Below are 13,096 nucleotides of genomic sequence, written 5' to 3' on the forward strand. Positions count from 1 at the left end.
CTAAACCTATCACAAGCACCTTCGGGTGCTTGTGTTGTTTTACACGATGAAACCTTATATCGAAAAAAAGCGATATACAAACATCGGAACACAACGTATGCTGTGAGCCATAGATATGTGAATAGAGAACGCCAATGCGCAGTTTAAAAGACACACAATTTTCCATTCTGGAACTGGCACCGGTTCGTGACGATAAAACCATTCAATTTTCCCTGCATCATGCGCTAGAGCTGGCGCAACGGGCAGAAAAACTGGGCTATGCCCGCTTCTGGCTGGCTGAACATCATAATATGGACGGCATTGCCAGCTCGGCCACAGCGGTGCTGCTCAGCTACATTCTGGCCAACACCCAGACTTTAAAAGTCGGCTCTGGCGGGATTATGTTGCCCAACCACGCCCCTTTAGTGGTGGCAGAACAGTTCGGTACGCTGGCCACACTCTATCCAGACCGGATTGAGCTGGGTCTCGGTCGTGCGCCCGGCACCGATCAGACCACCATGCGTGCCTTGCGTCGTGGCCGTCAGGAAACTGAAGACCAGTTCCCGCAAGATGTGCTGGAAATTCTGCACTATTTCAAAGAACCTGAACCGCAGCAACGCATTGTAGCGACGCCGGGACAAGGCACCCATGTTCCGGTCTGGTTACTCGGTTCCAGCCTGTTTAGTGCCCAGCTGGCGGCCCGACTGGGTCTGCCTTACTCGTTTGCCTCGCACTTTGCACCGCGGATGCTCGGTCAGGCCATTCAGCTGTATCGGGACAACTTCCAGCCGTCTGAATATCTAGATCGGCCTTATGTATCGATGGGCGTGCCAACGGTCGTGGCGGCCACCGATGAAGAAGCGCAGTTTTTGGCCACCAGTGCCTATCAGCGGGTTTTAGGTTTAATGCGTGGTCAGAGCCTGAAATTAAAAGCGCCAGTCGCCAGCATGGACGGTTTATGGTCACCGGCTGAAAAAATGTCGGTGGATAACTTCTATGCCATGGGTCAAATTGGCTCACCAGCGACTGTCAAAGCCGGCTTAGAACAGTTGTTGAGCCGTTATGAGGTCGATGAGTTTATCTTTACCTGTGATGTCTATGACACCGAAAAACGTCTGCAAAACTTTGACTACCTGATGCAGCTCAAATAAGTTTCATCGAGCTGTGATGGAGCCTGTAAACCGTGTCGATTTACAGGCTTTTTTTATTGTGATGGTGAATCTATTCTCACCCCATCCTGCACTGATATTTTCGTCACCGTGACCGAAATGACTGGCCAGATAGTTAAAGCGCTTTACCTTCCAGCAAGAGCTGACTAAAAATAGAGTAAAACATCTAAATTGATAAAACCAAGAATGAAAGGATGCCCTCATGGTCGTTAAACAGCAGGATACCGGCAAAAGCGTATTTGAAAATTGTGCAGCAGACTTTCATGCCTTTCAGGGGCTTTGCATTAGTGCCAAAGACAGCAAACAGCATGACTTCAGTCAACGCAGCGTGGCGATTATTGGTGCCAATCAGGACAGTGTCTCGCAGCTGGACAAAATTGCCCAGGTCGCTAGCCAGGTTAAAGTCTTTCAGATTGAACCGCACTTTGTATTACCAAGTACCGAACGCGGTATCCATCGTTTAATCAGCCATCCACTGGTATTTAAAAACCGCCGGCTGTTTAACAACCGGGTCAAGAATATTCTGGCCTTGCGCTTTTTAGATGCGCAGGTGGTAGATACCTGGCTAAAACGTCAGCTAACCCCGAATATTGCCGATACCCAGCACGCCTATTTTAAATCGGACAGTTATTATGCTGCGCTGCAACGTGACAACTGTCAGTTAATTACCTGGCCCATTGCCCGAATTGCAGAACACAGTATTTATACCATTGATGGCAGTGAATATAAGGTCGATGTGATTATTACGACTCACCGTAATCCGGAAAAGTAAATACAGGTACAAGTAAATTAAAAGAGCGGTAAATTAAGAGAAAAGTGTTATTAATTTTCAAGCCGATGAGAGCAATGGATGAAACAGGATTTTAGGCCGATTTTTTAGTTTTTTAATTTATTTCCAGTCTAATATCTACTGGAATACTGCAGCCTGTAGTATTCCAGCTTTAACAACAATTACTTAACCAATACGACGTTTCAGACCGGTCATTTGCAGGACACGGGTCGAAATTTCTTCAATCGACATTTCAGACACGTTCAGGTATTTAATACCTTCAGAAATATAAATGCCTTCAATGGCGCGTAATTCCATCTGGCACTGGTTAAAGCTGGCATAACGGCTATTGGCTTTACGTTCGGTACGAATTGCCACCAGACGCTCGGCATCAATCATCAAACCGAATAATTTATGTTTGTGTGGACGCAGCACAGCTGGCAAACGGTTATCATCCAAATCTTCTTCGGTCAGTGGATAGTTGGCCACACGTATACCAAACTGTAATGACAAATAAATCGAGGTTGGGGTTTTACCAGAACGGGATACGCCAATGAGAATCAGATCAGCTTTGTCATAGTGACGGGTACGTGCGCCATCATCATTGTCCAAAGCAAAATGTACCGCATCAATTCGCGCTTTATACGATTCTGAATCAGTTACAGCATGGGTCTGCCCCACCAGCGTGGTTGGCTGTGTGCCCAGCTCATCGGCCAGTTTGCTGATCAACCCCTCAAATACGTCCAGATTGACGGCATTGGCGGTGTTGATAATATCGCGCACATACGGATCGACCAACGTATCAAATACCAGTGGCGGCTGACCGTCTAATTCAGCACGTCGGTTAATTTCTGACACCACATCGGTGGCTGCTTCTTCCGAGCTGATATAGGGAATAATATGAATGTCAAAATCGACATTCGGAAACTGCGCTAAAAGGGAGTGTCCCAAGGTTTCGGCTGTAATTGCGGTTCCATCGGAAATAAAGAACACACTCCGCTTAATTTGTTTACCTTCGGACATTAAAATTCTCCTTAAACATTTGTCTTAGTGCTATATAATCTTTATAGTAAACTGATCTTACATGACTGTCGCTTAGTTAAATCAAAAAGCTAAGCATATTCAATATAATTTCATGCCAAGATAGTGATTAATACTGCAAAAGTGGAGTAATAACTTTGGAAGCGCGCGTAATTGGTCTAGAAAAATTAGGGAAACACGACGTTGAGCTCGTAGGTGGGAAAAACTCATCTCTGGGCGAAATGATCAGCCATTTGTCTAATGCTGGCGTCTCTGTACCAGGTGGCTTTGCGACAACGGCTCAAGCTTATCGTGAATTTCTCGAGCAAAGTGGCCTAAACGCTAAAATTCAAGCCGAGCTTAAAACGTTAAATGTAGATGACGTCAATGCTCTTGCTGAGACAGGCGCAAAAATCCGTCAATGGATTGTCGACACTCCGCTTACGGCAGAACTTGAAAAAGAAATCCGCGATGCTTTCGCAGAACTTTCTAACGGCAACCCTGACATCGCGGTTGCCGTTCGTTCATCTGCTACCGCAGAAGATTTGCCAGATGCTTCTTTCGCGGGCCAGCAGGAAACTTTCCTGAACATCCGTGGCATCGACAACGTCCTGATTGCCATTAAAGAAGTATTTGCCTCTTTGTACAACGACCGCGCAATTTCTTACCGTGTACACCAAAACTTTGACCATGATGTTGTTGCCCTGTCTGCTGGCGTACAACGCATGGTGCGCTCAGAAACAGGTGCTGCAGGTGTAATGTTCACCCTGGATACAGAATCTGGTTTCCGTGATGCAGTCTTTATTACGGCTTCTTACGGTCTGGGTGAAATGGTAGTACAAGGTGCGGTTAACCCGGACGAATTCTATATCTCTAAGCCGCTGTTAAGAGCAGGTAAACACGCAGTTTTACGTCGTAACCTTGGTTCTAAACACCAGAAAATGATTTATGGTGAAGAAGGTGCGGCTGGTAAATCTGTGGTTGTGGTTGATGTTGAAAAAGCGGATCGTCAACAGTTCGCCTTAAATGATCACGAACTGCAAGAACTGGCAAAACAGGCGTTAATCATTGAAGAGCACTACGGTGCACCAATGGACATCGAATGGGCCAAAGATGGTGATGACGGTTTAATTTATATTGTTCAGGCGCGTCCAGAAACAGTGAAAAGTCGTCAAAACGTGGGCACCATGGAACGTTACCTGCTGAAACAACGCGGCACTGTATTGTGTGAAGGCCGTTCAATTGGTCAGCGTATCGGTTCTGGTAAAGTCCGCATCGTAACCTCGATTAAAGAAATGGACAAAGTCCAGGACGGTGATGTACTGGTTTCTGACATGACCGACCCGGATTGGGAACCAGTGATGAAACGTGCCGCTGCCATTGTCACGAACCGTGGTGGTCGTACCTGTCACGCCGCGATTATTGCGCGTGAATTAGGTGTTCCTGCAATTGTGGGTTGTGGTAATGCCACTGAAGTCTTGACTGACGGTCAGGAAGTGACAGTATCTTGTGCTGAAGGTGATACCGGTTTCATTTACGAAGGTGCTTTAGATTTTGAAGTACAACGTAACTCAATCGAGTCGATGCCTGCGCTGCCGTTCAAGATCATGATGAACGTGGGTAACCCGGACCGTGCGTTTGACTTCGCGCAAATTCCAAACGAAGGCATTGGCCTGGCACGTCTTGAGTTCATCATTAACCGTATGATTGGTGTGCATCCAAAAGCACTACTGAATATTGACAGCTTGCCACGTGAAACACGTGCAGCCGTAATGGCACGTACTGCGGGTTATACTTCTCCAGTTGAATTCTATGTGGAAAAACTGGTGGAAGGTATTTCAACGCTGGCAGCCGCGTTTGCAGACAAGCCAGTCATCGTGCGTATGTCTGACTTCAAATCAAACGAATATGCTAACCTGATTGGCGGTAAGTTATACGAGCCGGAAGAAGAAAACCCGATGCTGGGCTTCCGTGGTGCAAGCCGTTATGTATCAGACAACTTCCGTGACTGCTTCGAGCTTGAATGTCGCGCACTGAAAAAAGTCCGTGATGAAATGGGCTTGACCAACGTACAAATCATGATTCCATTTGTACGTACTGTGGCTGAAGCGAAACGCGTGATGGAACTGCTGGCACAAAATGGCCTGAAACGTGGTGAAAATGGTCTGAAAGTGATCATGATGTGTGAATTACCAACCAACGCCCTGTTGGCTGAGCAATTCCTTGAACACTTCGATGGCTTCTCAATCGGTTCAAACGACTTGACCCAGTTAACCCTTGGTTTAGACCGTGACTCAGGTATTGTTTCTCATCTGTTTGATGAACGTGATGCAGCGGTAAAAGCCCTGCTGTCGATGGCGATTCATGCTTGCCGTAAAGCCGGTAAATATGTCGGCATCTGTGGTCAAGGTCCTTCTGACCACCCTGACCTGGCAAAATGGCTGATGGAACAAGGGATTGAATCTGTATCGCTGAACCCAGACTCAGTATTAGACACCTGGTTCTTCCTTGCTGAAGAAAAAGCTCAACAAGCTTAATAAAACATGTTAAAAAAGACCCATTCATTGGGTCTTTTTTATTTATAGATTTGAGATTTAAACTTTATGCAGATTTACTTGGCACGAAATAATCAACAAGCCGGTCCATATACCCTGGAGCAAGTAAACCAGATGCTTGCCAGCCAGCAAGTGTTACTGACAGATCTTGCATGGCATCAAGGGATGACAGAATGGAAAGCTTTAGGTGAGCTCACCCAAGGTAAACTTGTATATCAACCTGAAGGCTACGAGCCTGCGCCGGCCACACCAGAAGCATCACCGTTTCAGCAGCCACAGAATACCGCCAGCTATAACAATTCAAGCCTGAACCAGCCGCAAGCAAAAGCTGCTCAAACTGAACTGGCCTCTATCGGTACGCGTGCACTGGCGAAAATTATTGACCTGTTGCTGTGGTTACCGGCTGCCGCCATTCCATCTTTCTTTTTAACGCAGGACCAGTTTGGTCAACTGTCTGAACTGCAACAGAAAATGCAGTCAGCCACCAGCTCTGATCAGGCGGTGCAATTACAGTCGGAACTGTTTCGCCTGATTCCTGCCGATGCCTGGCAAATGATGGCCATTTACCTGTTGATTATGCTCGGGATTCAGGCGTTTCTGCTGGCCAAAAGTGGCCAGAGTATTGGTAAACGTTTAACCAAAATCAAGATTGTCGACGCTGAAGACCACAGCAAAGTAGGCCTGACCCGCGTGTTTGCGCTGCGTACCCTGGTTTTCATTATTTTGAATCTGTTATTCATGCCATTTATTACAATTGCTGATTATATCTTCGCTTTGGGTGAAAAACGTCAGACCCTGCATGACAAACTGGCCAAAACCAAAGTCGTAAAGCAAGAAAAATAAAAGATCAAAAAAAGGGATGAAATTTCATCCCTTTTTTATTCATTACATTGATATACAAATAAAAATATTTCGTAAAAAAGTTAATTCCGAGTGACAAAATCGGTTTTTATTACAATCCTTTAAAGGCGCTTTTTGAGTAGCTTAGTTTGTCGATATCAGGCATAATGCCCTACAACGTAGCGGTGTATCATGATTGACAAGGATTTTTGCGTCAAAAAAATACTTATCAATCATGCGACACTATAATCGCTATCCCATAATTAAATTAGGGAATGGGACTCTTCACCGAGGTTGTAAAATGAGACAAACGATTTTAGCTGTATTGTCTTTATCTACGATGGCTGCACTCTTAACCGGGTGTGGCGGTGATATGGTACTTCTAAACTCGCAAGGTCCAGTTGCTGAAGGTCAATCGAACCTGATGATGACTGCGATCTACTTGATGCTATTAGTGGTGATTCCTTCAATCATCATGGCATTATGGTTTGGTTGGAAATATCGCGCATCAAATAAAGATGCAGACTATAAACCAACATGGGCACACTCTACTGCGATTGAAATCGTGGTTTGGGGTATCCCGGTTATTATTATTGGTATTCTAGCTTGGTTAACTTGGTGGGGTTCCCACAAGTATGACCCATACCGTCCAATTGAGTCAGATAAGGCTCCATTAACTGTTCAGGTTATTGCTGAACAATTCAAATGGATCTTCATCTACCCAGAACAGAACATTGCGACTGTTAACGAAATCCGCTTCCCAGAGCAAACGCCGGTAAGCCTTCGCTTAACATCCAACTTTACAATGAACTCGTTCTTTATCCCTGCATTGTCTGGTCAGATTTATGCAATGGCGGGTATGCAGACTCACCTAAACCTATTAGCGAACAGCACCGGTCAATACCGCGGCTTCTCGTCTAACTACTCAGGTTACGGTTTCTCTCAAATGCGCTTCCTTGCTCACTCTGTAACTGAAGCCGATTTTGATCAATGGGTAACTGCGGTTAAAGCCGGACAAGGCACAACGATCAATCCTGAAGCTGTTCAAAAAACAGTTCTAGATCAAGCTGAATTTGCATCTTTACGTGACGGTAACCGTTCACAGAAACAAATTGATGCAATGGTTCGTAACGCGAAAACAGAACTAGAGAAAAAACTTGCTGCAACTGCTGAAGCAGAAGGTCCTTATAAGACTCAGCCACATCCTGTGACTTATTACTCTTCTGTAGAGCAAGGCTTGTTTGAATCTGTGATCAATAAATACATGAGTAACTATCATGGTGCAGACCATTCAGCTCAAGCTGAAACTGCGCTTGAAGCGCCTGCTTCAGAAGCTCATGTAAACGTTGAACATGCGACTGCTTCTGTAGAGGAATAAGACATGTTTGGTAAGTTAGGACTAGATGCAATTCCGTACGATCCAATCGTACAGGCTACAGTTGTAATGATGATCCTGGGCGGTCTCGTTCTTGTTGCAGGTATTACCTACTTCAAGAAATGGGGTTACCTGTGGAATGAATGGTTCACATCTGTAGACCATAAAAAAATTGGTATCATGTATATCATCGTGTCTGTGGTCATGCTGCTGCGTGGTTTCGCCGATGCGATCATGATGCGTCTTCAGCAATTCCTTGCACGAGGTGGTGGCGAAGGTTATTTACACCCTGAGCACTACGACCAGATCTTCACCGCGCACGGTGTGATCATGATCTTCTTCGTGGCAATGGGTCTTGTAGTAGGCTTGATGAACATCTCTGTACCTTTACAGATTGGTGCTCGTGACGTTGCCTTCCCATTATTAAACTCTTTAAGCTTCTGGCTGTTCGCTGGTGCTGCGGGTCTGATGATGGTTTCACTTGCACTTGGTGAGTTCGCTGCAACAGGTTGGATGGCTTATCCTCCACTGTCAGGTATTGAATACTCTCCAGGCGTAGGTATGGACTACTACATCTGGGCATTACAGATCTCCGGTTTAGGTACGCTTCTAACGGGTGTTAACTTCTTCGTTACCATCATCAAGATGCGTGCGCCTGGCATGAAGTTAATGGACATGCCGATCTTTACCTGGACATCTTTATGTACAGCGGTACTGATCATTGCTGCGTTCCCTGTGTTAACTGCAACAATTGCAATGTTAACGCTTGACCGTTACTTCGGTTTCCACTTCTTTACAAACGACATGGGTGGTAGCCCAATGTTGTATGTAAACCTGATCTGGACTTGGGGTCACCCTGAAGTTTACATCTTGGTATTACCAGCATTTGGTATTTACTCAGAAGTTGTTGCGACGTTCTCTCGTAAAACGTTGTTCGGCTACAAATCAATGGTGTATGCAACTGTAGCAATTACTGTATTGTCTTTCGTTGTATGGGTTCACCACTTCTTTACCATGGGTGCAGGTGCCAACGTTAACGCGTTCTTCGGTATCATGACCATGATTATTGCGATCCCGACTGGTGTGAAAATCTTCTCTTGGTTATTCACCATGTACAAGGGTCGCATCACCTACACAACTCCAATGCTGTGGACACTTGGCTTCCTGGTGACTTTCGGTATCGGTGGTTTAACAGGTGTATTAATGGCAGTTCCACCAGCGGACTTCCTGGTACACAACTCTTTATTCCTGATCGCTCACTTCCATAACGTAATTATTGGTGGTGTAGTATTCGCGATGTTCGCAGGTATCATTTTCTACTGGCCAAAAATGTTTGGTTGGAGACTGAATGAAACTTGGGGTAAAGCTGCATTCTGGTTCTGGTTCTTAGGTTTCTACTTTGCGTTCATGCCGCTGTATATCCTTGGTTTCATGGGTATGACGCGTCGTCTGAACACATATGACAACCCAGATTGGGACCCATATGTCATGATCGCGATGGTGGGTGCGGTAATGATTGCCATTGGTATTGCATGCTTCTTGATGCAAATCATTGTTGGCTTCTTGCAACGTAACCAGCGTCTTGATCACACTGGCGACCCTTGGGATGGCCGTACCCTTGAATGGGCGACTTCATCTCCTGCTCCGTTCTATAACTTTGCGCATCTTCCAAAGATCAATGGCATTGATACTTTCTGGACTGACAAAGAGAATGGCGTAGCTTACGCGAAACCAGCGAAGTACGAAGACATCCACATGCCAACCAACCGTGCTGCGGGCTTTGTGATTGCTATGTTTATCACAGTAATGGGCTTTGCACTTATCTGGCACATCTGGTGGTTAGTAGTTGTAACGTTTATCGCGTCTATCATTTCGTTCATCGTGAGCTCGTTCACGAAGAAAGTGGACTACTATGTTCCTGCAGCAGAAGTAGAACGCATTGAAAACGAACGTTATGCCTTACTTGAAAAACACTTGAAGAAGGACTAAGACAATGGCTGAGGTACTTCATCACGACAACCACGGACACGATGAGCATCATCATCACGATGATACTGACATCACTGTCTTTGGTTTCTGGACTTACTTGATGAGTGACTTGATCATTTTCGGTACACTCTTCATTGCATTCGCTGTATTAAGCAGCCACGTTCCAGTTGGTACTCCAAGTGCAAAAGATCTTTTTGGCGAGTCTTTAGGTTTCGTTTTAACTGAAACCTTCGCCCTGCTGATCTCTTCAGTAACCTTTGGTTTTGCAGTTCTGGCTGCATACAAAAAAGATGTTGCTAAAGTTTTAACTTGGTTAGGCATCACATGGATCTTCGGTGCGATCTTTATTGGCATGGAACTATATGAGTTCAATCATTTAGTTCACGCTGGTCATGGCCCAAGCGTTAGTGCGTTCTTATCTGCGTTCTTTACTTTAGTTGGTACGCACGGTATTCACGTTACTTCTGGTCTGGTATGGATGATCGTGTTAATGATTCAAATCAAGAAATATGGTTTGACTCTACCTAACATGCGTCGTCTTGCTTGCCTAAGCTTGTTCTGGCACTTCCTTGACATCGTATGGATCTGTGTATTCAGCGTCGTTTACTTGATGGGAGTTCTATAATGGGTCACGATCACAACGCTGCTGGCGCATCACACGGTAACTTCAAGCAGTACTCTGTTGGTTTTATCCTGTCTGTTATTTTAACCGTTATTCCTTTTGGTATGGTTATGGCAGGTGGTTTTAGCCGCGGTCTGCTGGTCACAGTTATTGCGATTACTGCGGTTGCTCAGGTTCTTGTACAGTTAGTTTACTTCCTGCACATGAACTCGTCTTCAGAACAACGCTGGAACGTGATTGCGTTTATTTATACAATCCTCTGTATCGCTATTCTGTTAGTCGGTTCAGTATGGATTATGAACTACCTTCACTACAACATGATGATCTAAACTGGTTGTCATGCTGAAAAAGTATTTATTCCTGACTAAGCCAGGAATTCTCTTCGGTAACTTCGTTACCACTTTGGGTGGCTACTTTGTAGCCACTCAAGGTTCTGTAGATTTCCTTCTCCTGCTTCTTACCCTTCTGGGCACTACCCTGGTAGTGGCATCTGGATGTGTGGTTAATAACGTAATTGACCAAGACATCGACCAAAAAATGCAACGTACACAAAATCGTGCGATGGTAAAAAAAACCATTTCAGTTCCGGTTGCTTTAGTGTTTGCTTTAGTGCTGGGTGTACTGGGTTTTAGCATTTTATGGTTTGGGGTAAATGCGTACGCTTTCCTTTTTGCCGTGATTGGTTTTGTAGTTTATGTCGGCTTTTATAGCTTATGGACCAAACGCACCACCATTCATCAGACCATTATTGGTAGTATTTCGGGCGCAAGCCCACCGGTTATTGGTTATACTGCGGTTGCAAACCAGTTTGACCTGGCTGCCCTGCTTATTTTTCTGGGCTATGCACTGTGGCAAATGCCGCATTCCTGGGCGATTGCCATTTACCGCTTCGATGACTACAAAAATGCAGGTATTCCAATTTTACCTGTGGCGCGTTCTGTGTATCGCACCAAAGTAGAGTCGCTAATTTATGTGATTCTGTTTACAGTGGTCATGAATGCCTTATTTGTATTTGGATATGCCAACTGGTTATATCTGCTGATTTTAAATGCCCTGTGTATTTACTGGCTGTACATTGCCATCCTCGGCTTTAAAGCAGAAAATGATCAGCTGTGGGCAAAACGCTTTTTCCTGTTCTCTGTAATTTTAATTACCGTGATCAGTTTAAGCTTCAGCATTACTGCGCAAGCTCCTGCAAATTCAATCATCCTCTTTTAAAAGATAGAGCCCTCTCTATCTTTTAAGATGGGACTCCCCTTCTAATTCCAGTTTTCTTTTCTTCGATCTCTTTTTCTGATTTATAGATACTTACTCTCTATTAGTAAGCTTATTACCATAATTCCCCCACCTCACTCTTTTGTTGAAATAAGTGATCAAGCTCTTTGTTCAATGGCTTGTATTTCGTTAGCAAAAGCACTAAAATTCACGCTTCGCAATTTTGCGACACAACCCTGGTTGTGACTCCTTGCTTCTGGCTATTTGGTCAGGGGCTGCATAAACCGTAAGGAGCTGACAATGCGTCACTACGAAATCGTACTTTTGGTACACCCAGACCAAAGCGATCAAGTTGTGGGTATGGTAGAACGTTACCTGACTCACATCAAAGAAGCTGAAGGTCAAATTCACCGTTTAGAAGATTGGGGCCGTCGTCAATTGGCTTACCCAATTAACAAAATTCACAAAGCGCACTACATTTTAATGAACGTTGAATGTGGTCAAACGACTCTTGATGAACTTGAAGAATTGTTCCGTTATAACGACGCGATCCTTCGTAGCTTAATCATCCGTCGTGAAAACGCTATCACTGAAGAGTCTTTACTGGCTAAGAGTGCTGAAGAAAAACGTGCGCGTAAAGCTCAACGTGAAGAAGCACAACAAGTTAACCAAGACTCTGCTGAAGCATAAGGAGAACATCAATGGCACGTTTTTACCGTCGTCGCAAGTTCTGCCGCTTTACAGCTGAGAACGTTACGTACATCGACTACAAAGATATCGATACTTTAAAACAGTACATCACTGAAAACGGCAAGATCGTTCCTAGCCGTATTACAGGTACTAAAGCTCGTTACCAACGTCAATTAGCGCTTGCGATCAAACAAGCTCGCTACTTAGCGTTGATCCCTTACACTGACAATCATAAGTGAGGTTGAGCTGTGGATATTATCTTATTACAACGCATTAAAAACCTTGGTAAATTAGGCGATAAAGTATCAGTTAAAGCTGGTTACGGCCGTAACTTCCTTATCCCTCAAGGTAAAGCAGTTGCTGCGACTGAAGCAAACACTGCTGCTTTTGAAGCTCGTCGTGCTGAACTTGAGAAGCAAGAAGCTGAAGTATTGGCTGCTGCTCAAGCACGTGCTGACCAACTGAACGAAGTAAATATCGTAATCACTGCGAAAGCGGGTGACGAAGGTAAATTATTCGGTTCAATCGGTACTCGTGACATCGCTGACGCGTTAACGAACGCTGGTTTAGAAGTAGACCGTTCAGAAGTTCGTTTACCAAACGGTGCGCTTCGTCACACTGGTGAATTCAACATCGCAATCCAATTGCACCATGATGTTGTTGCTGAAGTTCTCGTTACTATCGTATCTGAGTAATTTCTCGCAAGAAAAAAGGGCATGCCTTGGCATGCTCTTTTTTTATTTCTGTAAAAATCTCCTCACCTTTTTGTAAGCTATCCGTTCTTAAAATCTGCTCGCTTTTTTTGCCAGAGCGCGTATGATTTGTGGTTACACCGTTTATTGAATTCATGCTATAAGACCACCGGTTTTATTT

General features: G+C 44.8%; 13 protein-coding genes. 12 read left to right on the forward strand and 1 reads right to left on the reverse strand.

Translation table 11 applies throughout. The annotated features are described in order from the left end of the window. The first annotated feature begins 134 nt into the window (after window positions 1–134). Entirely contained in the window at window positions 135–1,130 is a 996-nt protein-coding gene (locus tag P253_RS05535; RefSeq protein ID WP_016659094.1) for an LLM class flavin-dependent oxidoreductase, read from the forward strand. Between the two features lie 220 nt (window positions 1,131–1,350). Continuing rightward, entirely contained in the window at window positions 1,351–1,920 is a 570-nt protein-coding gene (locus P253_RS05540) for an NAD(P)/FAD-dependent oxidoreductase (RefSeq protein ID WP_005178717.1), read from the forward strand. Between the two features lie 183 nt (window positions 1,921–2,103). Here P253_RS05540 and ppsR read toward each other — a convergent pair whose 3' ends face one another. Further along, window positions 2,104–2,940, reverse strand: a complete 837-nt coding sequence (ppsR, locus tag P253_RS05545) for a posphoenolpyruvate synthetase regulatory kinase/phosphorylase PpsR (RefSeq protein ID WP_005178719.1) — start codon at window positions 2,938–2,940, stop codon at window positions 2,104–2,106. A gap of 155 nt (window positions 2,941–3,095) precedes the next feature. Here ppsR and ppsA point away from each other — a divergent pair, with 155 nt between their 5' ends. The 10 genes from ppsA to rplI all read left to right on the forward strand — a co-directional run bounded on the left by ppsA (window position 3,096) and on the right by rplI (window position 12,918). After that, window positions 3,096–5,474 carry a phosphoenolpyruvate synthase gene (gene ppsA, locus P253_RS05550; RefSeq protein ID WP_005178721.1) on the forward strand — a complete coding sequence of 793 codons (2,379 nt, stop codon included), beginning with the start codon at window positions 3,096–3,098 and terminating at the stop codon, window positions 5,472–5,474. A gap of 66 nt (window positions 5,475–5,540) precedes the next feature. Beyond that, entirely contained in the window at window positions 5,541–6,335 is a 795-nt protein-coding gene (locus P253_RS05555) for an RDD family protein (protein ID WP_016659095.1), read from the forward strand. Window positions 6,336–6,633: 298 nt separating this feature from the next. Beyond that, a complete protein-coding gene (cyoA, locus tag P253_RS05560) occupies window positions 6,634–7,710 on the forward strand; it encodes a ubiquinol oxidase subunit II (protein WP_005178724.1) in 1,077 nt (358 codons plus the stop codon). Window positions 7,711–7,713: 3 nt separating this feature from the next. Continuing rightward, window positions 7,714–9,696: a cytochrome o ubiquinol oxidase subunit I gene (gene cyoB, locus P253_RS05565; RefSeq protein ID WP_005178725.1), complete on the forward strand. Its 1,983-nt coding sequence runs from the start codon at window positions 7,714–7,716 to the stop codon at window positions 9,694–9,696. A 4-nt stretch (window positions 9,697–9,700) separates the two neighbouring features. Next, the gene (gene cyoC, locus P253_RS05570) at window positions 9,701–10,321 is read left to right on the forward strand and encodes a cytochrome o ubiquinol oxidase subunit III (RefSeq protein WP_005178726.1); all 621 of its coding nucleotides are present in this window, start codon (window positions 9,701–9,703) and stop codon (window positions 10,319–10,321) included. Next, entirely contained in the window at window positions 10,318–10,647 is a 330-nt protein-coding gene (locus P253_RS05575) for a cytochrome o ubiquinol oxidase subunit IV (protein ID WP_171065104.1), read from the forward strand. Before cyoC ends, P253_RS05575 begins: the two co-directional genes overlap by 4 nt. A gap of 10 nt (window positions 10,648–10,657) precedes the next feature. Next, window positions 10,658–11,536, forward strand: a complete 879-nt coding sequence (gene cyoE / locus P253_RS05580) for a heme o synthase (RefSeq protein ID WP_016659096.1) — start codon at window positions 10,658–10,660, stop codon at window positions 11,534–11,536. A gap of 297 nt (window positions 11,537–11,833) precedes the next feature. Then, a complete protein-coding gene (gene rpsF, locus P253_RS05585) occupies window positions 11,834–12,223 on the forward strand; it encodes a 30S ribosomal protein S6 (RefSeq protein WP_005178734.1) in 390 nt (129 codons plus the stop codon). Window positions 12,224–12,234: 11 nt separating this feature from the next. Next, window positions 12,235–12,462 (forward strand): 30S ribosomal protein S18, encoded by a 228-nt coding sequence (gene rpsR, locus P253_RS05590; RefSeq protein WP_004719336.1) that lies wholly within the window; start codon window positions 12,235–12,237, stop codon window positions 12,460–12,462. A 9-nt stretch (window positions 12,463–12,471) separates the two neighbouring features. Further along, a complete protein-coding gene (rplI, locus tag P253_RS05595) occupies window positions 12,472–12,918 on the forward strand; it encodes a 50S ribosomal protein L9 (protein WP_005178742.1) in 447 nt (148 codons plus the stop codon). Window positions 12,919–13,096 lie beyond the last annotated feature (178 nt).

Origin of the sequence: Acinetobacter indicus CIP 110367 (assembly GCF_000488255.1) — a bacterium.
GTDB classification, from domain to species: Bacteria; Pseudomonadota; Gammaproteobacteria; order Pseudomonadales; family Moraxellaceae; genus Acinetobacter; species Acinetobacter indicus.